Raw genomic sequence first — 26,058 nt, forward strand, 5'->3', positions numbered from 1 at the left:
GGTCGAGGTGAGCAAGTTCGGGGCGACACCGGGAGTGACGGTGCGCCCCTTCGCGTCGAGGTAATCGAGCCCAAAACCGTTGGGGAGGGCGGCATGACCGGCCATCATCGTCTCAGTGATCTCGACGGTGGCCTCGGCGCTACCGGCCGCGGTGCTGATGCGCGCCCGGCATCCCTCGACGAGTCCGAGGATCTGGGCATCCTCGACGCTGATCCGCAGTGCGCCGTCGGCGTCGCGTTTGCGCCAGGTCGGGTCGCGGAAGATGTCGTTCGCGGTATAGGCGCGCCGCTCCCCCACCGACAGCACGATCGGGAATTCCGGTGTGGTGAGCTGGGGTGGCGTGCGGGACAGCGTCTTCAATTCGTCCAGCATGGACGGAATTCCCAGCGCGATCTTGTGGTCGGCGTGGCTGATCAGCGTGAAGTCGTCCTCGTAGTTGTGCACGGTGAACGTCACCCCCGACGGGGTGTCCAGGATCGCGTCGAACAGGGCGTTGCCTGAGGAGTGCCCGGCCCGGCGCACCGCATCCGGATAGCTCAGTGCGGTCTTTTGGGCAAGGCCCCACAGGGCGGCCGCGCCGCGTAACCCATCGGGCAGTGTCGGCCCGAGCGTTTCGTACAGCACATACGGAAGCAGCTGCGCCACAGTGGGGTTGGTCGCGGCAGCAGCGAGGAACGCTTCGGTGTAGGCCTGCCGGCCGGTTCGTGCGGCTTCGCGCAGTGGCCGCAGATCCGCGTCGTCCACCACACCGAGCGCACGCACCAGCCGTGCCCAGATTTCGGGTTCGGCCAGGGTTCCCGGCAGGGGCTCCATCAACGGGCGGCGCAGCTGGAAGGTGTTGTGCGGGAATTCCAGGTTGAAGAAGGTGGCTTCGGGCTTCTCGAATTGGGACGCTGCGGGCAGCACGTAATGTGCGAGCCTGGCGGTCTCGGTCATCGCGACATCGATGACCACCATCAGTTCCAGGGCGCCGAAGGCCTCCCGGCATGCGACCGAGTTGGCCAGCGAGTGTGCGGGATTGCTGCTTTCCACGATCATGGCCCGGAACCGGTCCGGATGGTCGGTCAGGATTTCCTCGGGCACGACATTGCTGGGCACCAGTCCGGAGATGATCGGGGCACCGGTGACCGGTGTGCGGCCGGAGAACTGGCCGAACAGCGGGGCGAACGACGAATGCAGGTGCTGGCCACCTCTTTTCGCGAAGTTGCCGGTGAGGATCCAGAGCAACTTGTTCAGATAGGAGCACAGCGTGCTGTTGGGTGCCTGCTGCACGCCGAGGTCTTCGAACACCGAGACGCTGGCGGCCGTGCCGATGCGCCGCGCCGCCGCGCGCAGCAGTTCCTGGTCGACCCCGCAATGCTCGGCGTAGTCGGCCACCGGAACCTCGCGCAGCGCGGCGCGCACGGCATCCACGCCGCGCACATGCTCGCCGAGAAATGTCTCGTTGCATAGGTTTTCCTGGACAAGGATGGCGGCCAGCGCGGCCAGGCACCATGCATCGGTGCCGGGTCGCACCCGCAGGTGGAAGTCGGACATCTTGGCGGTGTCGGTGACCACCGGATCGATGACGATCATCGAGCGGGCCGGATCTTTGGCGATCTCGTTGAGCACGACCCGCGCTCGCGGGAAGCTCTGCGACATCCACGGGTTCTTCCCGACGAACACCGCGACTTCGGCGTACTCGAATTCACCTCTGGTGTGACCACCGTAGAGGTGCCCGTCGATCCAGGCCTCACCGGTTTTCTCCTGCGCCAGCGCATTTGAGCGGTAGCGCGAGCCCAACGCCTTCAAGAAGGCGCCGCTGTACGCCCCGCCCAGGTGGTTACCCTGCCCGCCGCCGCCGTAGTAGAAGATCTTGTCGCCGCCGTAGCTGTCGCGAATGCGCTTGAATCCCTCGGCGATTTCCACGATCGCCGTGTCCCAATCGATCTCCTCGTAGCTGCCGTCCGTGCGGCGGCGCAGTGGGGAGGTCAGCCGGGCGCCGCTGTTCTGATAGTGGTCCAGCCGCAACGCCTTATTGCAGGTATAGCCCTGCGAGGCCGGGTGCGCCTTATCGCCGCGGATGCGGGCCAGCCGGCGGTCTTCGACTTGGACGACGATGCCGCAGTTGCATTCGCAGAGGATGCACGCGCTGGATTGCCATTCACCGGTCATCGCAGATTTCCTTTCCGGGCGCCTGATGGGGCGACGCCGCCAGCAGCAGATCGCGCAGCTGGCGGTGGACGACGTCGAGGGACGTCAGGTCACGCCGCACCCGCGCGAGCACAATCGCGCCCTCGAGCGAGGCGGTCGCGAGGACCGCCAGTTCGCACGCCCGGTCCGGCGGAATTCCGTCCGCAATGAACCGCGCAGCGATCAGATCCGACCATCGGTCGAAGACCGCCGCGGCGCGCTCGATCACCATGCGTTCGGTGTCGTGCTGATCCCCCGCTTCGACGGAGACCGCCACAATGGGGCAGCCGGCGCGGAAGTCGCTATCGAGTAGCTGCCGGCGGTACTTGTCGATCAATGTGTCCAGCAGTTGCAGGCCATCGTCGGCGCCGGTGAGGACGGCGGCGACATGCTCGCCCGCATAGTCGACGGCCTCGCCAGAGCAGCTGTGTGCGCCCGCCGGGGAAGTAGTGGTAGGCCGATCCGCGTGGCGCGCCGCTGTGCTCGAGCACATCGGAGATCGCGGTGGCGCGCGCGCCACGCTCGCGGATCAGCAACGCGGCAGAAACGACCATTTGCTCGCGTGGACTACGCACCGCAGCTCCTCAGACCTTCAAGTTATGTATGATGCTATACATAATCGCCGGCCAGCGGAAGCCGTCGCTGTCGACACCGCGGCCACAGACGCGAAATCGCCCATCCCCCTGGGGAAATGGGCGATTCTGCGTTACGCGAGGGCTAGTTCATCCAGTCGGCGGATCCGTCGTTCTTCTTGTAGTTGCCACCGCTGGAGTTCTTCACGACGATGGGATCACCCGGACCGAAGTTGTCGAAGAACCACTTGGCGTTGGCGGGGCTGATGTTGATGCACCCGTGGCTGACGTCGCGCTTGCCCTGATCATCCACCGACCACGGCGCGCTGTGCACGTAGTCGCCGACGTTGTCGAAGCGGACCGCGTCCTCCACCGTCACCTTGTAGCCGTAGGTCGAACTGACGGGCACTCCGTAGGTCGAGGAGTCCATCACCACTGACGCTTTCTTGTCCTGCACGTAATAGGTGCCGTTGGGGGTTTGGTGATTGCCCGACGTCATGCCCATCGACATCGGGAAGGTCTTCTCCACGGTGCCGTTGCGGGTGACTATCAGCTGATGAGTCGCGTCGTCGGCCGTGGCGATCAGCGTGTCGCCGGTCTGAAAGGTGGACACGGTGCCGCCGGCGTCGACCGTCACCGCGGTGTGCGCGGGCCAGAAATTGATTGGGCGCCAGCGCAGCTGGGTCGGGGTCATCCAGTAGAACTTGCCCGGTACCGGCGGGACCGACGAGACGTGCACGGCGCCGATCGCCGCGTCGGCGTTCTCGACCGTTCCCGGGAAGTTGATGATGATCGGCTGGCCCACCCCCACGGTCGAGCCACCCTTGGGGACGAACGACGGCGGGCCGAACGGGGCCGTTCCCGTGAACGGGGTGGAGTTCTGCCCGGCGGCCGATGAGGCCGCGGGCTGGGTGTTGGGCGCAACCCACGGCGCCGGCGGCGCCAGCGGGTCGGGCGGCGGCGGGGCCGCCAACGGGTCCGGCGGAGGCGGCGGCGCGAACGGATCGGGCGGCGCGGGCGGTCCAGGCGGAGCGGCGACCGCGCCCGGGTCAGCGGGAGCCGGGTCCGGATCCGCCAATGCGGGAGCCGCACTCAGCACCAGCGCCAAGCCCACGACGGACGCCAAGCCGGTTGTGCTCACAGCGGCGAAGAGGCCCTTCCTAGTGCCGGCCCTCGTCCAGCCTGACATACGCATACCTCCACTCGTGTTCTCGACACAGTGTGGCATAGGAGCCACGCCAGCTACCGTCAGCGGCGGTTGGCCGCGCCCGGGAACGGTGGCGATTACCTGGTTGACCTGGGCGGCTATGAATCGGGTGAGCTTGTCGGAGCAACGTCCAGCATCCGCCGGTTGGCCGCGATGCCGACCAGTGCGACGGCCATCAAGGCCGCCGAAGCGGTCAGCATCATCGTGACACTGCGCTCATAGAGCAGGCCGCCAACCAGCGACCCGGCCATGATGCCGACCTGGAACGCGGTCACGTAGAGCCCCGACGCCCCGTCGGGGTCATCGGCGCCGTTGCGCATCGCGGCGGATTGCATCATCGGCGAGACCGCGGTGGCCATCGCGCCCCACAGCACGATGGCGGCGGTCCCGATCAGCGCGGTGGCCACGCCGGCCCTACCACCGAACGCCAGGCCGGTCAGCACCACGAAGGCCGCCGTCAACCCCGTGATGCACAGGATGACGGCGCTCTTAGGCCGATGGTCCAGCGGCCGCGCCACCAGCGGTAACGACAGCAGGCCGGCCAGCCCGTAGGCGGCCAGCACGAAGGCGAGGTTCGGCCCACGCACGCCGAGGACGTTGCGGATGATCTCGACGATGAATGTGTATGAAACGAAATGGCCGGTGACGGCGATCATCGCCAGCACGCTCACCAGGATCAGCCGGGAGTTGCGGTGGTGTCGTGACCTCGGACCCACGTGGGCGAGCTGGTCGGAGGTGAGCACCATCTCCGGCAGCAGCAGCCGGGCGGCGAACGTGACCACGGCGGCAGCCACGGTGACGCACACGACGGCCAGGCGCCAGCCCCACATCAGACTCAGGGCCGCGGTCAGCGGGCTCCCCACCACCAGCGCGAGGCTGGTGCCGACGTAGATCGACATGGTGGCGCGCCCGGCATGGCTCGGCGGCACCAGCCGGGTCGCGATCGGCGCGATGACCGCCCACAGCAGGCCGTGGGTGATCGCGCAGAGCACCCGTCCGGTGGCCAGCACCGCGAAATTGGGCGCCAGTGCCGAGATCACCTGCGAGGCGGTCAGGCAGGTGAGGCTGAGCATGAGCGCGCGCCGCCGCGGCCAATGCGCGGTCCAGCGCACCAGCGGAAACGTCGTCAGGGCCGCCACGAACGCATACCAGGTCAGCAGTGTGCCCACCGCGAACACACTGACGTGCAGGTCGCGAGCGATGGCCGGCAGCGCGCCAACCGGCAGAATCTCGGCGGTGACGTAGGTGAAGGCCGCGGCGGCGAGCACAGCAAGTTGAGCCGCGATCCGTGGGGTCCACGTTCGCGCGGCGGCATTGATTTCGGCAGTCATGGCGTCTGTATCGGCCGGACTACCCACTTCCTGGGTTGTCGCGCCTAATGCGATCACACTGCCTTACCGTACGGACCGCAACTACGCCTCCCCCTGAACCGGGGCCGTGGCGAAGGTCTCAACTACGTCACTGATTGAAAAACGAAATCACCACCTCAGGAGCGAACCAGGCGCGCGATGGCGGCGGAGGCTTCGGCGAGCTTGTCGTCAGCCTCGTCGCCCCCCTCGGCGACGGCGCGGGTGACACAGTGACTCAGGTGCTCGTCGAGCAGATTCAGGGCGACCGAACGCAGGGCACTGTTGACGGCGCTGACCTGGGTGAGGACATCGATGCAGTACTTGTCCTCCTCGATCATCCGGGCGATGCCGCGCACCTGGCCCTCGATGCGCCGCAGCCGCTTGGCGTAGTTGTCCTTCTGCTGCGAATACCCGTGGTCATTCGTCATCTGTCACCCCTGCTGAATCGCCCGCCATGCGGCGGCATCACGCCGAACTTCAGGTTATACCCCATTGGGGTATAACCCCCGAAATGGCCATCGCGACTGGCCAGCGCATACTTGAACGATGCCCACCACCGATTCGGCGGCAACCGCCGACATCAAGCCGCGTAGTCGTGACGTCACCGACGGCCTGGAGAAGGCCGCCGCCCGTGGCATGCTGCGGGCCGTAGGCATGGGAGACGAAGACTTCGCCAAGCCGCAGATCGGGGTGGCCTCGTCCTGGAACGAGATCACCCCGTGCAACCTCTCCCTGGACCGGCTCGCCAAGGCGGTCAAGGAGGGCGTGTTCTCGGCCGGTGGATACCCGCTGGAGTTCGGCACCATCTCGGTGTCCGACGGCATCTCGATGGGCCACGAGGGGATGCACTTCTCGCTGGTGTCGCGCGAGGTGATCGCCGACAGCGTCGAGACGGTGATGCAGGCCGAACGCCTGGACGGCTCGGTGCTGCTGGCGGGCTGCGACAAGTCGCTGCCGGGGATGCTGATGGCCGCCGCACGACTCGACCTGGCGTCGGTGTTCCTCTACGCGGGGTCCATCCTGCCCGGGGTGGCCAAGCTGTCCGACGGCACCGAGCGCGAGGTCACCATCATCGACGCGTTCGAGGCGGTGGGCGCCTGCGCCCGGGGCCTGATGCCCCGCGAGGACGTCGACGCCATCGAACGCGCGATCTGTCCCGGCGAGGGCGCGTGCGGCGGCATGTACACCGCCAACACGATGGCCAGCGCCGCCGAGGCGCTCGGGATGTCGTTGCCCGGCAGCGCGGCGCCACCGGCGACCGACCGCCGCCGCGACGGGTTCGCGCGGCGCAGCGGTGCGGCCGTCGTCGAACTGTTGCGGCGCGGCATCACGGCCCGCGACATCCTCACCAAGGAGGCGTTCGAAAACGCGATCGCGGTGGTGATGGCGTTCGGCGGCTCGACCAACGCGGTTCTGCACCTGCTGGCCATCGCCCACGAGGCGGCCGTCGAGCTCTCGCTCGACGATTTCAGCCGGATCGGGTCGAAAGTTCCGCACCTCGCCGACGTGAAGCCGTTCGGCCGGCACGTCATGTCCCACGTCGACCACATCGGCGGCGTGCCGGTGATGATGAAGGCGCTGCTGGATGCCGGGCTGCTGCGCGGCGACTGCCTGACGGTGACCGGTGCGACGCTGGCCGAGAACCTGGCCGAGATCGCGCCGCCGGACCCGGACGGGAAGGTGCTGCGCGCGCTGAGCAATCCCATTCATCCGACCGGTGGGATCACCATCCTGCGGGGCTCGCTGGCCCCCGAGGGGGCGGTGGTCAAGTCGGCCGGTTTCGATTCCGACGTGTTCGAGGGCACCGCAAGGGTTTTCGATGGCGAGCGGGCCGCGCTGGACGCGTTGGAGGACGGCACCATCACCAAGGGTGACGCCGTGGTGATCCGCTACGAAGGCCCCAAGGGCGGCCCCGGCATGCGCGAAATGCTGGCCATCACCGGCGCCATCAAGGGTGCGGGTCTGGGCAAAGACGTGCTGCTGCTGACCGACGGCCGGTTCTCCGGCGGGACCACCGGTCTGTGCGTCGGCCACATCGCGCCCGAGGCGGTGGACGCCGGACCGATCGCCTTCCTGCAAGACGGCGACCACATCCGCCTGGACGTGGCCAACCATGTGCTCGACGTGCTGACCGATCCTGCCGAATTCGAGTCTCGGCGAAAGAATTTCACCCCGCCGGAGCCGCGCTACAAGACCGGCGTGCTGGCCAAGTACGTGAAGCTGGTCAGCTCGGCCGCCATCGGCGCGGTCTGCGGCTGATCGCCGTCCCGAGCCTGATTGGGCCCGGGACGGGCGAACCGCCTTGCGGCCTAACCGAGTTCGCGATCAGGCGTGCGTGTCCGTCGCGCGGGTGCGCATGCCGAAGTAGGTCGCGTTGAAGCCCAGGAACGCCAACAACGCACCAGCAACGACATTCGACCAGGTCATGCCGGCGGTCATCACGACGCCCGGCAGGATCCACGTCGAGACGATGACCCACACGCCCAGCACCGGCAACGTCCAGGTCATGCCGTGCGCGCGATCCAGCGTCGTCGCGAACCCGTAGCCCAAGAACGCCGCCGCGATCCCGACGATCAGGTCGGACGTGGCAAGCGATGCCGTGGCGTTGAATCCAACGATCCACGGTGACGCGGCCACATACAGACCCGTCAGCAGAGCCAGACCGAAGGTGACATGCGCACTCATCGACTCGGCAACGCGTTCATAGCGGGCGCGCAGTGCCAACAAATCGGGGTGGTGATCGATTGATGATGAATGGACTGTACTCATTTTGTGACCTTTCTGTTATGCAGCAAGCCTTTTGAGCCGGACTGCACCCATCCATCTGTTGTCAAGATTACGCCCGCACGCCGTCGGCCAGCAACGAAAATCGGCACCCCGGCGGGGCCGCTCCGCGGGGCGTATCGACATCGCGCGTAGCGTCTTAGGTCATGGATATCGCGGCCCGACTGCGCCTCGATGTGCCGATCGGGCAGGCCGGCATGGGCGGCGGACTGGCGGGCGCCGCGTTGGCGGGCGCGGTCGCCCGCGCGGGCGGACTGGGCACGCTGGGCATCGACACGCCCCGCCGGCTACGGACGTCGATCGAACGGGTGCGCGCACAGGCGCCTGACCGCGCCGTCGCGGTAAACCTGTTGATGCCCTTCGTTCATCGTCGTCACGTCGCGGTCTGCGTCGAGGCCGGGGTGGACGCCGTCGTGCTGGCTTTCGGCGAGAAGCGGGGGCTCGTCGCGCACCTGCGCGATGCCGGGATCTTCGTCTTCGTGATGGTGGGCACCGAAGCGCAGGCGCGTGCCGCGATCGCTGGTGGCGCCGATGGTTTGATCGCTCAAGGACGCGAGGCCGGCGGACATCTCGTGGGAACCATGGCGGCGCTGGACTTTTTACCGCGCGCCCTCACCGTGGCCGGCAACCGTCCGGTGTTCGTGGCCGGCGGCATCGCCACCGGCGCCGACACCCGCGCCGCGCTGGACGCCGGCGCCAGCGGTGTCATCGCCGGCACGCGATTCCTGTTGACGCACGAGGCCAACGCGAACCGCGAATACCAGCGGCGAATCTTGCGGGCGGACACGACGATCGAAACCAACCTGTTCGGCCTTAGCTGGCCGTTGCGCCACCGCGTCGTGCCCAACGCGGCCACCCGCCGGTGGTGCGGCCGAGACGGGAAGGCCAAGGCGCTGCCCGCCGCCCTTAACGTGGCAAGCCGCCCGCTGTCGGCGCTGGGATACTTCGACGCCGGGCCGCTGATGCGTCTGCAGTCGCCGGCCTTCCCGTTCTTCACGCCGCTGGCGCCGGTGGCCGGCGTGCCCGATTCCTGGTTGGACAGCGCGGCCCTGTACGCAGGCGAAACCGCGTTGCGGATCGGCGAACTCACCTCCGCCGAGCAAGCCGTCGCCGACCTCGCCCCGCGCTGACGCCTACCGCACCATCGCGAGCGCGAAGCCGTCCCATTGCTTGGCGCCCACCGTCTGGATCACCGCGGTGTCCAGCCGCGGATCCTCGCCCATCGCCTGTAGCGTTTGGCGCACCGCCCGAGCCTGAGCGTTGGATTCCGGATCGAGGATCTGCCCCTGCCGAATCACGTTGTCCGCCACGATGACCGCGCCGGGGCGTGCGAGTCGCACCGACCACTCCAGATAGGCGGGGTAGTTGTCTTTGTCGGCGTCGATGAAAATCAGATCGAAGGGACCGGTTACCGTCGGCAGCGTGTCCAGCGCGGCCCCGACGATCACCTCCACCCGATCGGCGAGACCGGCGCGCTCCAGGTTGGCCCGCGCCACCTCGGCGTGCTTGGGCTCGTATTCCAGCGTGACCACGCGCCCTTGCGGGCCGGCGCCGCGCGCCAGCCAGATCGTGCTGAAACCGCCCAACGTGCCGAGTTCGAGGATGCGGCGCGCACCGATGGCGCCGGCGAGCAGGCTCAAGAATTTCCCTTGCTGCATCGATACCGCAATCGGCGGCAATCCGGCTGCGCTGCTGGCCTCCAGGGCCGCGCTCAATGACGGATCGCCGTCCACCACCGTGCTGTCCAAAAATGCGTCGACGTCTTTGGGGGTTGGTTTCTCGATCATGGCGCCCACGCTAGCCGCGCCCGACGGCGACGGCACTGACGGCGGGTTGGTATCGAAGCGGCCGCGGTCATTTACTGAATACCCGTGGGGGGTATATAGTGGGGTGCGGTCGACCCGCACCGCGCGAGTCACCACAACGAGAAAAGGGTGAGTTAAATGACAACTTACGAGGCTGGGACCGAACTGACGTGCGGCCACGAAGGCTGCGGCTGCCGCGTCCGCATCGAGGTCCCCTGCCACTGCTCGGGTTCGGATGAGCCCTACCGCTGCACGTGCGGCGACGCGCTGACCCCCGTCAAGTAACCCGCGGGGCCGGTCGTGCTGTACGTTGTAAATCCCTTTGGGGGATAACGAAACACCGCCTCCACCTCCAATCTGCAGACTTCTCATCGAAGTGGCCCACGAATCGACCTGCGTCGTGCAATGCGCCAGCTGTCATCTACAGCGTGCACGGCGGCGGATTCATCGCCGGCGATCAGGAATCGAACATTGCCTCGACGTCAGATTGGCTCGCGAACTCGGCGTCGTTGTGGTGGCGGTGGATTACCGGCTCGCGCCCGAAATCCCGTTCCCAGGTCCGCTCGAGGATGTCTACGCCGGACTGGTCTGGCTGGCCGAAAGCGCCGACGAACTCGGATTGACCCACAACGCATTGCCATTCACGGCGCCAGCGCCGGAGGGTGGGCTGTGCGCAGCGTTGGCTCTTCTGGCTCGCGACCGGGCGGACGTCATATCGCATTCCAGTTCGTCGGCGTGCCCGAACTTGATGACCGGCTCACCACGCCCACCATGATTGCGTTCACCGATACACCGATGTGGGACCGGCCGAAGTAATCGCCAGTTGGGATCACTACCTCGAGTTTGCGGATCCTAGAAGACCTCTTTCAAATTTACATAGAGCCATCTATGCTTCTTCTGGAGAAGACTTGAGGCGCCAGCACACACCCGCCAGGAGAGGAGCCCGGCATGGCGAAGCCACCGCTTTCGATGAAGCCGACGGGATGGTTTCAAATCGCCTGGTCCGAGGAGATCGGGGTTGGCGATGTTCACAAGATGGTGTACTTCGGCCAGGAGATGGTGGCGTGGCGTGCACAGTCGGGTCGGATGACCGTGATGGATGCCTATTGCGAACACCTCGGCGCGCATTTGGGTTTCGGCGGTCACGTCGAGGGTGAGGTCATCGAATGCGCCTTCCATGGTTGGCAGTGGAATCACGAAGGCCGCAACGTCTGTATCCCTTATGAGAAGCGGCCCAATCGAGGGCGCAGGATGCGCACCTACCCCGTGGTGGAACGCAACGAATCAGTCTACATCTGGCATGACGCCGAGGGCCGTGAGCCGTTCTTCGACGTGCCCGACGTCTTCGCGAGCTTCGAGGACGGCAGCAGCGCGGCCGACTACTATCCGCGCGCCAGCCTCTACGAGCGGCAGCTGGAACTGCATCCGCAGTACGTGCTCGAAAACGGCGTCGACTTTGCGCATTTCAAGTTCGTGCACAAGACGCCGATCGTGCCGGTCTTCACCCGCCACGACTTCGATGCGCCGGTGTCCTACGTCGACTTCACCATCACCTTCGAAGGCGACGAGAATCAGTCGATCGATGAGGTCAAGAGCGGCGTCGAGGCGATCAACGGCGGGCTAGGCATTGCGGTGACGAAGAGTTCGGGCATGGTGGACAACCGGACCATCTCCGCGATCACTCCCGTCGACGAGTACACCTCCGATGTGCGGTTCACTGTCTACATCGGGCGCACCCCCGGCAAGGACACCCCGCGTGCCGAAGCAAAGGCGCAGGCGTTCGGCCAAGAGGTCATCCGGCAGTTCAGCCAGGACGTCTATATCTGGTCGCACCAACGCTATTCGGACCCACCCGCATTGTCGCCGTCAGAGTCCACGGGCTTCACCGCCATACGCGAGTGGGCGCGACAGTTCTATCCCGAAGGTCGAGGTGGCAGCGCCGCGGAACTCCAGTCCAGCGCCGCGACGCAGGCAACCCAATGCTGAAGGGCCGCGATTCGATGAACGCGCCCGTTCGTGTCTTTTAGGTGGCCGCCCGCAGCGTCGGCTCCGAGATGATCAAGCGGATCAGCAGACACCCGACCTCAAAATCGCTGAGCAGCCTCACAAGGCCCCCATCGGAGTCGCGCTGTCAACCAAATCTGGCTGCGGCTCGCCGATTACGATCTGACTCGGCGCCTGGCGGCACTGGAAGCGCGAGGCGCCCAATCGTAGAACCAGTGCGCCGATTGCTCTCCGACGCTTCGCGTTCCGTGCCAGTCGGGGCGTCCGATAGCCGCGCCATGACGCCTGAAGAGCAGGTCTACCATCAACCGAAGCCGCCCGCGAATGTCGCCGATCTGTATTCGACCATGGGCCAGTGCCAGCAGATTTGAGACCAAGACATCGGTGAGCAACCCTGCGACATCGATATGCGATTCGGTAGGCTTGCCCCGACTGACGGCGTCGGCGAACAGGTCTACGAGTCGCGATCGCACCAGCTCCACCTCCACGGCCACCGAGGCGTCGGCGACGACGTAAGCGCGCGCCATCGCCTCGGCCAGCAGCGGTCTGCGATGGACCTCACGGTGAAGCTCGTCGACGACACGATACATCCGTGCGTAAGGATCGTCGACGTCGTCCAGCTGTGGGCCCACATGTCGTTCGAAGTCCTCCAGCCAGCGCCCGAGCACCGATACCAGCAGATGCTCCTTGGACGCGAAGTAGCGGTAGATCGTGCCGACCGCCACACCTGCCCGCTGGGCGACATCGCGTATGTTCACCTCTTCGTACCCGTCGGCCACAGCGGACAGCACCTCCTCGAGAATCCGAGTACGACGCGAGATGTGGCGCACCGTTACCTCATTGGGCGACTGCGGGTGAACCGGGTCATGCGTCGCTTCATCGGCGTGCGGCGCAGCCGCGCGAACTCCTCCACGGCCGGCCCGTGATGGTGCATCCGATCGGGATCGGTGAAGTCGAAATCGGCGTCGAATAGCTCCGTCGCCTGCATATCAGTCATGGCGTACACCCCGGTTCGGCGAGTATCTCGCGATCGACACGGTGCTCCGGTCGATCGTCCGTCAAGTTCTCACCCGAGTCACCGCCTTCGCTCGGCCGATGCCGCCAGATGAGACCCGTCCGCTGTGTCGGTGTGTGGTGACATTGGTTGCGTCGGGCCTGCAGCAGGGTGTCCGGCTGAGCTATCGCGAGCTCGGGGCGCGGTTGGGTTGTTCGGAACTCGCCGCGCGCCGGCGGCTATACGTGCTCACCCAACCCGGGTTGATGCGCTTTCGCACGGACTTCGCGCGGGCGGAAGCGGGCGGGCCGGCCAACGTGGTGCTCATGTCGGGACTGCCCGCGGACACACTGGCGGCCGAGGTCGGACGGATGCTGGTCAGCTGGCCGGAGACGCGGGTGTGCGCCGCGATCCATGGTGGCGCCGCTCAGCTGTTCGTCACCGTGCAAGTCCACGCGCTCGGTGCCGTCGATAGCGTGATTGCGCGACTGCGGCGCACCGTCACCAACGCTGGTGCCGACCGGCGCATCACCAGCGCTCATCGACCACACATACCCACCCGAGGACTTCCAAGCCCCAGCCGACCGGCTGCGCGCCAACCAAACCCTTGGAAAGACAATCTTTGCGTTCGAGTAGGTTTGGCTCGTCCGTCGTTACACCCAAACATACCCAACCTCAACGTATTTCAAGGAGCAATGCATGCACATCGACACACGGAGGCTCATCGGTGCAATCGAAAGGGCCGGCAACCCCATACTCAACGCCATCACCGTCCCCATCTTGGAGTCCCGTTGGTCGTGGCTACTGCAACGATTCGTCGTCACCATCAGCTATACCGGCCGACGCTCCGGGAACTCTTTCAGCACACCGGTGCTGTACTCCAAGCACGATGACATCATCACCATCCGAGTCGCCTCACCAGACAGCAAGAAATGGTGGCGCAACTTCCTCGACGACGGCGCACCCATCACCGTGCACTTAGCCGGCGCCACCCGAACCGGGTACGCAACCAGCCGGCGCGCCGACCGCGGACGTGTCATCGTGCACGTCGCCCTCGACCCGTGGTCTACGTCGTAGCCTCGGTGTAGGTCGAACCTCGGCCGGTGCGCGTCCACAACGTACCGTTGTCCGCCGAAATCCCTTGGCGGATCAGTTCGCGCTTGATGATCTTGTATGTAGCGGTCATCGGAAGCTCGGTGTTGATACGGACCCACCGCGGCCAGGCCTTGGGCGAGAGGTCCGGCTGGGCAGCCAGAAACCGCTCGAACTCAGCCGGGCTCAACGCGTCATCCGATCGGGGGAGTATCGCAACCATCACCGCGTCTCCGACGCCCTCGTCCGGCACCGCGTAGACTGCGACACGGCTGATGGAACTGTGCCGCAACAGGATGCGTTCGATCGGCATTGCGGCGATGTTCTCGCCATCGACACGCATCCAGTCAGCTGTTCGACCCGCCAGGTAGATCCAGCCCTCGGCGTCGCGGTATGCGAGGTCACCCGACCAATACATGCCGCCGCGCATCCTTTCGCTGGTGGCCGCCGAATCGTTGTAGTAACCCTTGAACGTGCCGGCTCCCTGGGTGTTGACCAGTTCGCCAATCGCTTCGTCACCGTTGAGGAGTTGCCCATCTGGGCCGAACAGTGCCCACGGGCACTCGGTGCCGGTCTCGGATTTGAATATCGCAACACCGTCGAACCCTTTGCCGATCGAGCCAAGTGGCGTGCCGGGCTCGCGGGTCACGATGACCGCATTCTCCGTGGACCCGAAGCCGTCCCACACCTCGACGCCGAAACGTCGACTGAACTCCGCGATGTCGCGGTCACTGGCCTCGTTGCCGAACGCGACACGCAACGGGTTGTCCGCGTCGTCGGCCTGCTCCGCCGTCGACAGCACGTAGGCGAGCGGCTTACCGACATAGTTCATGTATGTCGCTCCGTATCGCCGGATATCGGTCAGGAAGTTCTTCGCGGAGAAGCTCGCCGGCGCCATCGCCGCTCCGGATGCCAGCGCCACCGCCCACCCGGCGACCAGAGCCATCGAATGGAACAACGGCATCGAGAGGTAACAGGTGTCGGCGGTGGTGATCCCAAAACGTTCGGTCAGCGCCTCGCCCGCCATCTGCACCATAAAGTGCGAAACCTGAACAGCTTTGGGATTGCCGCCGGTTCCCGAGGTGAACACCAGCATGAATGTGTCGCCGTCTTCTGCGACACGCAGAGGCTGCAGGGCCGACGACGCCGAGAGCATATTCGTCCACAGCTCCGAAGAGACATCGACGACCTCGATCCCGGAGGTGTCGACATCTGCCAGGAGCCGACGGTGTTCTGCATCCACGACGAGAATCTGGCAGTCCGCACGGCGTACATCGTCCATTAGGGACTGGCCACGACGGGTGGTGTTCACACCGCACAGCACATGACCGCCCAGCGCTGCCGCCGCCATCTGCGTCAGCATCTCCGGTGTGTTGCCCATCAAGACGCCGACGTGGGTGGGTTTGTCGCGATCGAGGATCGCATGCAATGCCGCAGCCGTCGCCGAGGCGTCGGCGACATGTTGACGCCAGGTCCACTGGCAGCAACCGTGCTTGATCGCCACCCCGTCGTCGTCGGCGCGCGCAGCGACCAACTGTTGAACCGTCACGGCTCCTCATTCTCAATCCTGCTGTGGCATCCCATCACGCTCGGTCCCACTCAATGACATTGCGTGCCATCGAATGGCCCGCGGTCGGCTTGACTGCAGACTCACGCCGCCGTCGCCAGAGAGGCTCCGATGCAGGAAACTTCGGCCGAGGTCGACAGCAAAACCCTTGTCGTGCGATGGCTGACCGCCGGACCGGCCACGCCGGAGGGACTGGCAATGGTCACCGACGATTTTCGCTGGCAAGCGCCCCGTTCGGAGGCCGAGTTGTTCGGTTCACCCGATGCCGCGTTGCACGGGCGAGACGGGCTTCGCACTCTGCCAGCCATCGATCACGCGGTCTACGCGAACTACGACGATGCCGTCGGCTCGACGAACATCCATTTCATGATCGCTGAGGATGATCTGGTGGTGTTCGAATTCGACTCTGAGTTCGTCACGCATGACGGCGAGCCGTACCACAACCACTACTGCATGGTTGTTCGGGTGGCCGCCGGCAAGATCGCCGAGGTCCGAGAACATTCGGATACGCTGTACTTTCATGATGTCGTGATGGGCACCCCGGAAAAACGCGCTGCAGTTCTCAAGCGCGTCAACAGCTTACGCACGGAAGTGGCTGACTGATCGCGCAATTCGCCCGACCTTCAGTCGGATACGGGATGAATTTGATCTTTTTACAACGACTCTCGTCAACTCACCCGGCCGATCATGGTAGTTAGTGAGCCCTTAAGGCGAGAATCCCGGCGGTGGACAAAACGATGAGCCGCAATGGCTCCTGCGGCATCAACATTTCGGTCGTTATTTCTACGCCCCTCAAGGCTCACGCACGTCGCCGGCGGACCTCGTGCCGCCGGACTGGAGTGCCGCAACCACTCCGCCGTCGACGAGGAGATCGATGCCAGTGATGAAAGCCGCCTCGGGCCCGAGCAGGAAAGCGGCGGCCGCGGCGATCTCGTCAGGTGTGCCAAGCCTGCCGGTGGCCGACGCGGCAACCATGCCCCGCATGCCGTCGCCGATCGGCGAAACGAGCTCGAGATGCCCCATCGGTGTGGCGATACAGCCCGGGCTGATCGAGTTGACTCTCGCCCCGCGCCGGCCCCAGGCCATGCTTGCTGCCTGAACTCTGATGTGGTTGGCGCGCTTGGCAATCCCGTAGGCCAGTGCCGAATCGGTGACCGCGCCGGGGTTGATGTGTGGCAACGTGAGCAGCTCAGGAGCAGGGGTGTGCGCTAGAGCGCGCTCTTGCTCTGCGGTAAAGGCGGGAAATAGATAGCCGGCCATGCTCGCGACGACGACGCCGGCTCCCCCCGGCGCGATGATCTTGCCGAAAACCTCGAGGACCAGTGCTACGCCGAGAAGGTCGACGCGCAGTACAGCTTCGGCCGAAGCCTGAGCCGGGGACACGCCGGCGGTGTGAACCAACTGGGTCACCGAACCGAGTTCAGTTGCCCGCCGCGCTAGGGAATCGACGGAGTCCGGCGAGGAGACGTCGACAGGCAGAGTTTGGACGGTATGGCCGTCGCTGGTCATCGAGCTTGCGACCAATTCCAATGTCTCCTGATTGAAATCAGCCAGGAGAACGATCTTGCCCGGCCCTAGCCGCCGCGCAATTGCCTGGCCCATGCCGCCGACTCCGATGACCACAAGCACTTCAGACGTCATGACTTGATCCCGTTCTCGCCAATCGGTTCTAGAGCAGAGATGCGTATTGCTCGATTTGCTCGCTGGTTTCGGCGTTAACCACGAGCATGGTGACGCCTGACTCCTGCCATCGGCGTATCTGGCTTCGGACGTGGTCGAGGTTGCCGATGATGGCGGCGTCGTCGAGGAGTTCGTCGGGGATGACGGCGGCGGCCTCGTCCTTGTGTCCTCCGCGAAATAACCTCGAAACGTCGTCGATGATGTCGCCGTAGCCCATTCGGCGGAAGACGTCGGCGTGGTAGTTGGTGTCTTGGGCGCCCATGCCACCCAGGTACAGCGCGAAGTAGGGTCGCATGGCCTCGAAGGCCGCAGAGCGGTCCTCGGTGATGACAATGTTTGCGGTAGCACAGATTTCAAACCTCTCGCGAGTACACCGGGCGCCAGGGAGGGCGAAGCCTTCGTCGAGCCACTCGTTGTAAGCATCGGCCATTCGAGACGAGTAGAAGATGGGCAACCAGCCGTCGCCGATTTCGGCTGCCAGCGCTACGTTTCTCGGCCCTTCGGCGCCCAGCAGGATCGGGATGTCCGCCCGCACCGGATGGGTGATCGGCTTCAGGGCTTTACCGAGGCCGGAAGTCCCCTCGCCGGCCAACGGAAGCGGATAGTGGGGGCCGTCATTGGTGACGGGCTTCTCGCGGGCCCAGACCTGGCGGACGATGTCGATGTATTCACGGGTACGGGCAAGCGGTTTGGGAAATCTCTGGCCATACCAGCCCTCGACGACCTGTGGTCCGGACACGCCAAGGCCCAGAACATGTCGTCCGCCGCTAAGGTGGTCGAGCGTCAGAGATGCCATCGCGCAGGCGGTCGGGGTGCGGGCGGAGAGCTGAACGATCGACGTGCCGAGTCGAATGCGGCTGGTTGACGACCCCCACCATGCCAGCGGGGTGAAGGCATCCGAGCCCCATGCTTCGGCGGTGAACACGGTGTCGAAGCCGGCGTTCTCGGCGGCCGCAACAAGGTCGGCACGGTGAGTCGGCGGCTGTGCTCCCCAATATCCCAGTTGCAGACCGAGTTTCACAGCGGCGACCATTCGGGTCGCCGGCGTTCGGCGAATGCCTGGAACGCGGTCGTCGCTTCACCGCTGGTGGTGCACATGATCTGCGTGCGGTTCTCGACGTCAAGCGCCAGTCGTAGGGAGGGTGCGTCGAGGTTCTGCCACATGGTTTCCTTGGTCATCCACACCGCCAGCGGGCTGTTCTCGGTGATTTGGCGTGCGGTGCGAAGGGCTGTTTCGAGGAGGTCTGCCTCGTCGACGACATCGATTACCAGTCCCATATCGTGCGCTTCAGCGGCGTCGAAGACTCGTCCCGTCAGCAGCAACTCGGCTGAACGGGCCGCGCCGACCAAGCGGGGCAGAAAGTAGCTGGTCCCCATGTCGCACGCCGAGATGCCGCGTTTGATGAAGACAGCACCGAAGCTCGCAGATTGGCTGGCGATGCGGATATCGCAGGCCAGTGCGAGCGCGAATCCGCCGCCATGCGCGTGCCCATTGATGGCGGCAATGACGGGTTGGCGTAGCCGGTGGATCTTTTCGAACAGGCTGGCCATGAGTTCCTGGGCGGCTAACGAGCGCACCAAGTCACTGCGCGCCGAGCCGAACAACGACCCAATGGCGGTGCCCTCGGTGGCATCCGAATCAGCGGGACCGGCCTTGATGTCTGCACCGGAGCAAAATGACGGACCCTCTCCGCTGAGGATCACCACCCGGACGGCGGGATCGCCCCCGATCCGGTCGATTTCGCGATGTAACTCTGCAAGCATATTACTGCTCAATGCATTACGGCGGTGCGGGCGAGTCAGCTCCAGCTGGACGATGCCTGGTTCCAGCTCAGTGGCGCGGTGAGTGTCCAACGCCAATCTCCTTCCAGGGTGCGGTGCGGGGGGCGGCCCATATCAGGTCTTGATACGGTGCCTACTTCTTGTGTGCGCTCGGCGTCATGTAGAGAGTGATTGCCTCGCGGAGGCCTTCGAGGGCGTCGTCGATGTTGAGGTGCGACCCGAATGTGCGTTCGGCGTATAGGCCCCGAAGCGCTGCCGGCAGTAACGCACTGACTTGGCGCGCGTGGCGCGGGTCGACGGCGATTCCATCGAAGAATTCCCGAAACTGCTTGAGCCAGTTATCTTCCAGTGAATCGAGCGCTCGGGCGGTGCGGGGATAGTTCCGTTCAAGCTCGATGCGGTCTTTGGCCAGCGCGGCGCGCAGATTGGTCACCACGGCGTTGTACGGCGAGTCGAAGGCTTTCCATAGCAGGTCTATGACTTCGGCAACACGCGTCTCGACCGACCCGGCCGATGGGCGGCTCCACACTCGCGGGCCCGCGGTATCGAGAATGTGCAGGATCGTGGCGGCCCAGAATCCGTCGGCGTCACCGAACTGGTACTGGACAGTACCCCATGTGACGTGCGCTTCTTTCGCGATCAATTTGACGCTGACCGCCCCGGGCCCCCCGCTGGCCAGGAGGCGCAGCGCGACATCGAGCACATGCCTGCGTGACGCCTCACCGCGCCGGTTGGGGCGTCGGCCAGCTTTGAGCCTGCTTTGCGGTGTCGGCATCGGCTCATCGTAGGTGGGACTTGTAGTTTCCATTAAGATTATTATGATACATATGCGGGCGATCCGCGGCTATAGCGACTGACGCTGCATAACAACAAGGATTGCGGCGCCGGTCCCCACATGTTGACTCGGGTGATCGAGGAGGGCTCAATGATTACCACCGCTCGTTGGCGGCCGATCGATGGGTCGAATCGGTTCCCCACAGCACCCAAGAGGTCCAATGCCTGTCGCACTCAACGATGACCAGGGCGCGCTGGCGCAGACCGTCGCGGGCTTCGCCGAGCGCCAGGGCGCACGTGGGTCCACCCGTAAGGAAACGGCCAATCACAAGGCGGGCGAGTTTCCGGACCATTGGCTGGAGTTGATCAGCCTCGGGTTGCACGCCGCGCACCTTCCCGAGGAGGTGGGCGGTCAGGGCGGCTCGATCGAGGACATCGCGGTGGTCATCGGTGAAGCCGGTCGCGCCCTGCTTCCGGGCCCACTGTTGCCGACGGTCTGTGCCAGCGCGGTCGTGTCGACCGCAGAGGTGGACGATGCCGCCACCGGTATTCTCAAGCGTTTCGCCGCCGGAACTACCGCCACGGTCCTTGGGGCTCAATCGCCGCTGTCCATCAGAGAACATGACGGCAGGATGCGGCTTGACGGTGAAAGCGCCGCGACGCTGGGAGCAGCATCTGCCGAGCTGTACGTCGTGGCCGCCCAGGCCGGTGACTCTGGTGCCGCACCGCTGTGGCTCGTCATCGATCGCCGAAGCGCCGGTATGGGCATCGACATTGCCGATGGTGTGGATCTGGGACGCGACCTAGGGGTGGTTCGGTTCTGTGACGTCGATGTCACCGAGGCGGTACGCCTGAGCGGAATCGACGCCGGCCAAGCCGCCGACCTCATCGTGGCGATGATGGCTGTGGAGGCCGCCGGGATCATTGCGTGGTGCTCGGACGCTGCGACCGAATTCGTCAAGTCGCGCACCCAATTCGGCAGACCGATCGGCGCGTTCCAAGCGGTCCAGCACCGGGCAGCGCAGCTGCGCATCACGAGCGAGCTGGCCACCGCCGCGGCGTGGGACGGCGTGCGAGGTCTTGCCGACACCACGATGCAGCGAAGCCACGCGGTAGCAGGTGCAGCCATCATGGCCTTGGGTCGGGCCGTCCACGCGGCGGTGGAATGCCTTGCGTTACACGGGGCGATCGGGTTCACCTGGGAACACGACGTGCACCTGTACTGGCGTCGGGCCATCATGCTGGCCGGGCTGGCGGGCCCGGTGGAGTCATGGGAGGCGCGACTCGGAGAGGTCGCCGTCGATGGGCCGCGGGACTTCACCCCGACCTTGCCCGACACTGAAGAAGATTTTCGTCAGTGGGTGGCAGGGATCCTTGATCAGGCTGCGGCACTGTCCAACCCGCGCCCGTCGCCGATGGGAAACAATGATGCGGTGGCCACCGGCCCACGCCGCACTCTGCTCGCCGAACACGGACTGGTCGCCCCGTCCTGGCCGCGCCCGTGGGGGCTTGACGCCAACCCACTGCAGCAGCTGATCGTGCAGGAGGAATTCGACCACCGCGGCCTCGAGCAGGCGTCGATGGCCATCGGCCAATGGGTCTTGCCGGTAGTGCTCAAGCACGGCACTCCCGAACAGATCGGGGCGCTGGTCGCGCCTTCGCTGCGCGGAGAGCTGATCTGGTGCCAGCTCTTCAGTGAACCCGACGCCGGCTCTGACGTGGCATCTCTGACGTTACGCGCGACCAAAACCGACGGCGGATGGCAGTTGAGCGGTCAGAAGATCTGGACCACCCAAGCCCACCTCGCCGACTGGGGATTGTGCTTGGCGCGCACCGGAACCGAGGATTCCAAGCACCGCGGCCTGAGCATGTTCCTGATCGACATGACCAATCCTAGGCTGGACGTGCGGCCCATCAAACAAGCCAACGGCGAGGCAGAGTTCAACGAAGTCTTCTTCAACGACGCGTTCGTGCCCGACGCGATGCTGCTCGGACAACCGGGCGAAGGCTGGGCAATCACAATCGACACCCTCGCGCAGGAGCGCCTGTTCATCGGCACCTACCGCGACACCGGCAACGCACAACGGATCCGCCGCATCATCACCGAACGCCAATACGCCGGAACACGCGACGACGCGCTACGCACACTGGGCCGCATCAGCGCCCGCGGGGCGGCGATCGCCGCGATGAACCTGCGCGAAACGTTGCGCCGGCTACAGGGTCAGGAGCCAGGACCAGCCACCAGCGTCGGCAAGGCCGCCGCCTCGATGCTGCACGTCGATGCCGCCTACGCCGCGTTGAATCTGATCGGTCCGCTCGGCGCCCTCAGCGAAACCTGTTGTGAGTCCGTCTTTCACGAGCTCGACATCCCCACCTGGGTGATCGGTGGAGGCACACTGGAAATTCAGTTGAATACGATCGCCACCTTCGTCCTTGGCCTGCCTCGACGCTGATGAACGAACACAACCCCACCATCGACGTCGTGGCCGGCGGACTGCACATGCCCGAATGTCCCCGCTGGCACAACGAGCACCTGTGGTTCTCCGACATCCGCGGCGATGCCGTGCACCGCATCGACGACGGCGCGGTCTCGCTGTTCCACCAGTTCCCCGCCGGAGAGGAACCAGCAGGGCTTGGCTGGCTGCCCAACGGGGACCTCCTGGTCGCCGCCATGGCCAAACGTATCATCTACCGCATCTCCGACGGACGCACCACCGTACACGCTGACCTGAAACCGCTTGCACCCCATCAAATCAACGACATGATCGTGACGTCGGACGGCACAGCTTTTGTCACCCAGCTCGGCTTCGACCTCGACGCGCCGCAGCCCGAGCCCCGACCCACCGTGGTGATCCGCGTCGACCCGAACGGCGCCGTGCGCACAGCCGCCGGCGACCTGATGGTGCCCAACGGCATCAGTGTCGACGACGCCGAACGCACCATCGTGGTCGCCGAATCCGGTGCCGGCCGGCTGAGCAGCTACACCCATCGCAACGGTGTGCTGTTCGATCGCACCACCGAACCGCTGCCCGCCACCGCCGCTGTCCCGTTCTGCGCGCCCGACGGCATATGCCTCGACGAACTAGGCGGCCGTTGGGTGGCTGACTCGATCAACAAACGCGTGTTTCGGGTGCGCGACGGCGTCATCACCGACGAACACCATCTCGACCAGTTCGTGCTGGCCTGTGCACTCGGTGACCACGACCGCCGCAGCCTCTACATCTGTGCCACCGACGCCTGGCACAAGTCCGACGCCCCTGAGCAGCCGACCGGGCGGATCCTGCGGCTTCGAGTCGAGATTCCAGGCGTCGGACGCCCGTAAAGCCCCTGCTCCCAACCAAAGCCAGGAAATACCATGAACGGCCCCACTCTCTTCGACTTGTCCTCGGTCTTCTCAACCGTGGCCGGCGCTGTCCCCGATCAAGACATGCTGGTGTGGCGGGAACGCCGCATGACATATAGCGAGGTTGATCGCCGCGTCGATGCCCTCGCCGCACACCTCCGCTCGACGGGACTCGGTTGTCATACTGAACGAAAGCATTTGGCACGGCACGAATCCGGGCAGGACCACCTGGGAATCTATCTGCGCAACGGCACCGAATACCTTGAGGCGATGATCGCCAGCTATCGCGCACGCGTGGCGCCCTTCAACGTCAGCTTCCGCTACGTCGAGGACGAACTCACCTTCCTGCTGGCCGACGCCAACGCACGCGCCGTGGTCTATCATGCAGAGTTCGCACCGCGCATCGCTGCCATCCGGGCACACTTGCCCCACCTGCAGGTGCTAGTCCAGGTCGCCGACGACTCAGGCCACGACCTGCTGCCCGGCGCCGTCGACTACGAAACCATCATCGCTGCAACGCAACCCATGGCGAGGGGGGTCGAGCCGTCCGGTGATGACTTGTACATTCTCTACACCGGCGGCACCACGGGCATGCCCAAAGGAGTGCTGTGGCGACAGCACGACATCTTTCTGGCCGCGCTGGGCGGGCGCCCCTTCGGCAGCGACAGCCCCCTTGCCTCCTACGCCGAACTCGCCGACCGCGCCCGCCAAGCGGCCGGCGCGGTGTCGCTGCTGATGGTGCCGCCGTTCATCCACGGCGCCGCGCAATGGGGCGCCTTCAATGCCATCACCATGGGCGGTCGCATCGTGATCCCCGACGACGTACACCATCTCAACGCCCACGAGGTGTTGCAGCTGGCCGAACGGGAGAAGGTGCTCAGCGTTCCCGTAGTGGGCGACGCCATCGCGCGGCCCTTAGTCGAGGCCCTCGAACAGCGCCGGTACGACTTGACCGCCTTGGCCGTGATATCCAACGGCGGTGCACCGCTGTCACCGTCGATGCGCCAACGCATCATGGCCGCCCTGCCGCAGACCTCGATCATCGACGGCGTCGGTGCATCAGAGTCGGGCATGCAACTCAATGCGCTCGTCGACAACGGTTCCGAGCCTGACGCGGCGACGTTCAATCCTCACCACGACACCGCCGTGCTGTCTCCGGAGCGCGACAGGATTCTCGCACCCGGCGAAGGAGACGGTTGGCTGGCTCGGCGCGACCTCATTCCGCTCGGCTACCTCGGCGATCCCGACAAGACCGCACAGACCTTTCCTACCGTCGACGGAATCCGGTGGTCGGTGCCCGGCGACCGTGCGCGGATTCGACTCGACGGGCGCATCGAACTTCTCGGTCGTGACTCCCTGACCATCAATTCTGGAGGCGAGAAGATATACGTCGAAGAGGTCGAGCGCGCCATTGCCGCCCACCCGGCGGTCACCGACGTCGTCGTGGTTGGCCGGCCCTCGCCCCGTTGGGGCAACGAAGCTGTCGCCATCATCGCTGTCAATGCCGAAACATCCATCACCGACCAGGAACTCATCGATACCTGCCGAGGCAGCATCGCTGACTACAAGATCCCCAAGTCGTTCATCCGCGCGCCAATGATCATCCGCTCCCCCGCCGGAAAAGCCGACTACCGATGGGCGGCCGCCATCGCCGCGGCGCGCACGTAAGGCCACAGGATCAATGGGAAATCAAGGCCCACAGCTGCTATCCGTGGTCAGCTCCACCCGCTACCAACTCTGCGTCGTAGCTCATGACGTCGGCGAGCTGGTCGACTTGGCCGGAGGCTGGATGTGTGACCGGACCCTCGCCGGTTGGGACGTCAGCGTAGCCCTCGCCGAACCGCACGATCTGCGCCCACTGCACATTCTCGGAGTCACCACGCTCCTCACCCATCAGCGATTCGCATCCATAAACGACGGCGGCGCAACCACTTCCATAGCCGTCGCACCCGGTATCTTCGAGAACAACGACCACATTCGCGCGGTGGTTCTTCAAGCCCTAGACCAACCTGCCATCGAGGTCACCCTCTGGGGCCCGGGTCCATCAATCCCCGGCGACCTCCACGGTCAACTCGCCAGGCGCCAACATCGACTTAGCGGCGCGGCCCGCGCTTTCAAAGCACATGCCCTTGCCGCGACGGCGGTCCCTGGCGCCGCCATAGCTGCCACCGAAGATTTCTACACCACCGCGCCGTGGTACGACACGTCCCGCCCCGGAACCCGACAACCATCTCGTGGCGTCCCTACGGTCGGCCACTAAGTCGCTTTCGCAGAGCGCCTACCCGCGGCCGCTGGCGTTGACCGCCGCACGGGAGGCGGTCGCTTCGACATCGACGCCGCCTCGGCGCGGACCGCGGCGATGACCCACTGGACAAGCCGCTTGAAATTCCGATTGATCTTGGCGATCTCGGACACCGTCTCAGGCGAGTGTTCGGCCTCGCGGCGTGCTCTCACCTCAGCGATCGAATGGTGGATGGTCAAGTTGGTTAGACCGCGACAGCACTCCACGGCCAGCCCGCGCGAAATCCCCTCTAGTAGTGTTACTTTCAGCAATGACTGCACATAGTCCGTCACAGCGGCCCGGTCATCGATAGTCATCAACTCGGTGATGTACGGGTGGGCGCACAGGGTGTCATTCAGCGCAATACACCAGTGCAGTGCGGTCGATTCCCACGTCCCATACTCCTTGAACTCCAATTTGAGCTGCGTGAAGTGCCGGGCAACCAGGGCTCTGATCATTGCTTCCTGATTGCCCACCTGCCGGTAAAGCGTCCGGGGTGAGATCTTGAGGTCTGCAGAGAGTCGACGGATGTTGAGAGCTTCGACACCCTCGGCGTCCAAAAGTCTCAGAGCATGGTCCAGTATGTCGTCGGCCGGGATCAACGGCTTTGCCATTGCCGCATCGTACAAGCCGTCACGGTCACCCCACAGGC

General features: G+C 65.1%; 25 protein-coding genes and 1 pseudogene. 10 read left to right on the top strand and 16 right to left on the bottom strand.

The features are described 5' to 3' along the window. The 5 genes and pseudogenes from VFW69_RS08620 to ricR form a co-directional block, all read right to left on the bottom strand. On the bottom strand, positions 1-2,154 hold a 2,154-nt coding region (locus VFW69_RS08620), incomplete at its 3' end, for a molybdopterin-dependent oxidoreductase (RefSeq protein ID WP_526500158.1). After that, positions 2,144-2,747, bottom strand: a pseudogene (locus tag VFW69_RS08625) (TetR/AcrR family transcriptional regulator). The gene VFW69_RS08620 and the pseudogene VFW69_RS08625, both read right to left, overlap by 11 nt. A 142-nt stretch (positions 2,748-2,889) precedes the next feature. Next, positions 2,890-3,933, bottom strand: coding sequence for a L,D-transpeptidase (locus VFW69_RS08630; RefSeq protein ID WP_526500160.1), 1,044 nt, complete (start codon positions 3,931-3,933; stop codon positions 2,890-2,892). A 116-nt stretch (positions 3,934-4,049) separates the two neighbouring features. Next, complete coding sequence (locus VFW69_RS08635) at positions 4,050-5,282, bottom strand: MFS transporter (RefSeq protein WP_526500162.1); 1,233 nt, start codon at positions 5,280-5,282, stop codon at positions 4,050-4,052. A gap of 155 nt (positions 5,283-5,437) precedes the next feature. Next, positions 5,438-5,728, bottom strand: a complete 291-nt coding sequence (ricR, locus tag VFW69_RS08640) for a copper-sensing transcriptional repressor RicR (RefSeq protein ID WP_526500164.1) — start codon at positions 5,726-5,728, stop codon at positions 5,438-5,440. A gap of 118 nt (positions 5,729-5,846) precedes the next feature. Here ricR and ilvD point away from each other — a divergent pair, with 118 nt between their 5' ends. After that, positions 5,847-7,559 carry a dihydroxy-acid dehydratase gene (gene ilvD / locus VFW69_RS08645; RefSeq protein ID WP_526500166.1) on the top strand — a complete coding sequence of 571 codons (1,713 nt, stop codon included), beginning with the start codon at positions 5,847-5,849 and terminating at the stop codon, positions 7,557-7,559. Positions 7,560-7,625: 66 nt separating this feature from the next. Here the strand turns inward: ilvD and VFW69_RS08650 are convergent, their stop codons facing one another. Continuing rightward, positions 7,626-8,069 (bottom strand): SPW repeat domain-containing protein, encoded by a 444-nt coding sequence (locus tag VFW69_RS08650; RefSeq protein WP_526500168.1) that lies wholly within the window; start codon positions 8,067-8,069, stop codon positions 7,626-7,628. A 161-nt stretch (positions 8,070-8,230) separates the two neighbouring features. Between VFW69_RS08650 and VFW69_RS08655 the strand changes: the two genes are divergently transcribed. Beyond that, positions 8,231-9,214 carry a nitronate monooxygenase gene (locus tag VFW69_RS08655; RefSeq protein WP_526500170.1) on the top strand — a complete coding sequence of 328 codons (984 nt, stop codon included), beginning with the start codon at positions 8,231-8,233 and terminating at the stop codon, positions 9,212-9,214. Positions 9,215-9,217: 3 nt separating this feature from the next. Here VFW69_RS08655 and VFW69_RS08660 read toward each other — a convergent pair whose 3' ends face one another. Then, the gene (locus VFW69_RS08660; RefSeq protein ID WP_526500172.1) at positions 9,218-9,871 is read right to left on the bottom strand and encodes an O-methyltransferase; all 654 of its coding nucleotides are present in this window, start codon (positions 9,869-9,871) and stop codon (positions 9,218-9,220) included. Between the two features lie 156 nt (positions 9,872-10,027). Between VFW69_RS08660 and mymT the strand changes: the two genes are divergently transcribed. The 3 genes from mymT to VFW69_RS08675 all read left to right on the top strand — a co-directional run bounded on the left by mymT (position 10,028) and on the right by VFW69_RS08675 (position 11,875). Beyond that, positions 10,028-10,174, top strand: a complete 147-nt coding sequence (gene mymT, locus VFW69_RS08665) for a copper-binding metallothionein MymT (protein ID WP_526500174.1) — start codon at positions 10,028-10,030, stop codon at positions 10,172-10,174. Between the two features lie 235 nt (positions 10,175-10,409). Further along, a complete protein-coding gene (locus VFW69_RS08670; RefSeq protein WP_526500252.1) occupies positions 10,410-10,664 on the top strand; it encodes an alpha/beta hydrolase in 255 nt (84 codons plus the stop codon). Between the two features lie 173 nt (positions 10,665-10,837). Continuing rightward, the gene (locus VFW69_RS08675; RefSeq protein ID WP_526500176.1) at positions 10,838-11,875 is read left to right on the top strand and encodes a Rieske 2Fe-2S domain-containing protein; all 1,038 of its coding nucleotides are present in this window, start codon (positions 10,838-10,840) and stop codon (positions 11,873-11,875) included. 173 nt (positions 11,876-12,048) lie between these two features. Here VFW69_RS08675 and VFW69_RS08680 read toward each other — a convergent pair whose 3' ends face one another. Both VFW69_RS08680 and VFW69_RS08685 read right to left on the bottom strand, forming a co-directional pair. Continuing rightward, on the bottom strand, positions 12,049-12,723 hold the full coding sequence (locus tag VFW69_RS08680) for a TetR/AcrR family transcriptional regulator (RefSeq protein WP_526500178.1): 675 nt from the start codon (positions 12,721-12,723) through the stop codon (positions 12,049-12,051). Positions 12,724-12,725: 2 nt separating this feature from the next. Further along, positions 12,726-12,890: a hypothetical protein gene (locus VFW69_RS08685; RefSeq protein ID WP_526500180.1), complete on the bottom strand. Its 165-nt coding sequence runs from the start codon at positions 12,888-12,890 to the stop codon at positions 12,726-12,728. Positions 12,891-13,586: 696 nt separating this feature from the next. Between VFW69_RS08685 and VFW69_RS08690 the strand changes: the two genes are divergently transcribed. After that, positions 13,587-13,964, top strand: a complete 378-nt coding sequence (locus VFW69_RS08690; protein ID WP_526500182.1) for a hypothetical protein — start codon at positions 13,587-13,589, stop codon at positions 13,962-13,964. On the opposite strand, the gene fadD1 is transcribed toward VFW69_RS08690, so the two are convergent. After that, a complete protein-coding gene (fadD1, locus tag VFW69_RS08695) occupies positions 13,954-15,528 on the bottom strand; it encodes a fatty-acid--CoA ligase FadD1 (RefSeq protein WP_526500184.1) in 1,575 nt (524 codons plus the stop codon). The genes VFW69_RS08690 and fadD1 overlap by 11 nt on opposite strands. Before the next feature lie 216 nt (positions 15,529-15,744). Here fadD1 and VFW69_RS08700 point away from each other — a divergent pair, with 216 nt between their 5' ends. Beyond that, positions 15,745-16,149, top strand: coding sequence for a nuclear transport factor 2 family protein (locus tag VFW69_RS08700; protein ID WP_526500186.1), 405 nt, complete (start codon positions 15,745-15,747; stop codon positions 16,147-16,149). A 189-nt stretch (positions 16,150-16,338) separates the two neighbouring features. Here VFW69_RS08700 and VFW69_RS08705 read toward each other — a convergent pair whose 3' ends face one another. The 4 genes from VFW69_RS08705 to VFW69_RS08720 form a co-directional block, all read right to left on the bottom strand. Then, positions 16,339-17,187 carry an SDR family NAD(P)-dependent oxidoreductase gene (locus VFW69_RS08705; protein WP_526500188.1) on the bottom strand — a complete coding sequence of 283 codons (849 nt, stop codon included), beginning with the start codon at positions 17,185-17,187 and terminating at the stop codon, positions 16,339-16,341. A gap of 28 nt (positions 17,188-17,215) precedes the next feature. Then, entirely contained in the window at positions 17,216-18,247 is a 1,032-nt protein-coding gene (locus VFW69_RS08710; protein WP_526500190.1) for an LLM class F420-dependent oxidoreductase, read from the bottom strand. Then, on the bottom strand, positions 18,244-19,080 hold the full coding sequence (locus VFW69_RS08715; RefSeq protein ID WP_526500192.1) for an enoyl-CoA hydratase/isomerase family protein: 837 nt from the start codon (positions 19,078-19,080) through the stop codon (positions 18,244-18,246). Before VFW69_RS08715 ends, VFW69_RS08710 begins: the two co-directional genes overlap by 4 nt. Before the next feature lie 61 nt (positions 19,081-19,141). Continuing rightward, complete coding sequence (locus VFW69_RS08720) at positions 19,142-19,783, bottom strand: TetR/AcrR family transcriptional regulator (RefSeq protein ID WP_526500194.1); 642 nt, start codon at positions 19,781-19,783, stop codon at positions 19,142-19,144. 220 nt (positions 19,784-20,003) lie between these two features. Between VFW69_RS08720 and VFW69_RS08725 the strand changes: the two genes are divergently transcribed. Genes VFW69_RS08725 through VFW69_RS08735 form a run of 3 tightly spaced genes read left to right on the top strand, consistent with a single transcriptional unit; the run spans position 20,004 to position 24,793 of the window. Continuing rightward, positions 20,004-22,235, top strand: a complete 2,232-nt coding sequence (locus tag VFW69_RS08725) for an acyl-CoA dehydrogenase family protein (protein ID WP_526500196.1) — start codon at positions 20,004-20,006, stop codon at positions 22,233-22,235. Next, positions 22,235-23,104, top strand: a complete 870-nt coding sequence (locus VFW69_RS08730; RefSeq protein WP_526500198.1) for an SMP-30/gluconolactonase/LRE family protein — start codon at positions 22,235-22,237, stop codon at positions 23,102-23,104. The genes VFW69_RS08725 and VFW69_RS08730 overlap by 1 nt, the downstream gene beginning before the upstream one ends. A 33-nt stretch (positions 23,105-23,137) precedes the next feature. After that, entirely contained in the window at positions 23,138-24,793 is a 1,656-nt protein-coding gene (locus VFW69_RS08735) for an AMP-binding protein (protein ID WP_526500200.1), read from the top strand. 37 nt (positions 24,794-24,830) lie between these two features. On the opposite strand, the gene VFW69_RS08740 is transcribed toward VFW69_RS08735, so the two are convergent. After that, positions 24,831-25,019 carry a hypothetical protein gene (locus VFW69_RS08740; RefSeq protein ID WP_526500202.1) on the bottom strand — a complete coding sequence of 63 codons (189 nt, stop codon included), beginning with the start codon at positions 25,017-25,019 and terminating at the stop codon, positions 24,831-24,833. A 362-nt stretch (positions 25,020-25,381) separates the two neighbouring features. Continuing rightward, positions 25,382-26,020 carry a TetR/AcrR family transcriptional regulator gene (locus VFW69_RS08745; protein ID WP_526500204.1) on the bottom strand — a complete coding sequence of 213 codons (639 nt, stop codon included), beginning with the start codon at positions 26,018-26,020 and terminating at the stop codon, positions 25,382-25,384. Positions 26,021-26,058: the final 38 nt, after the last annotated feature.

It is taken from the genome of Mycobacterium sp. (assembly GCF_036273375.1).
Taxonomy (GTDB): Bacteria; Actinomycetota; Actinomycetes; order Mycobacteriales; family Mycobacteriaceae; genus Mycobacterium.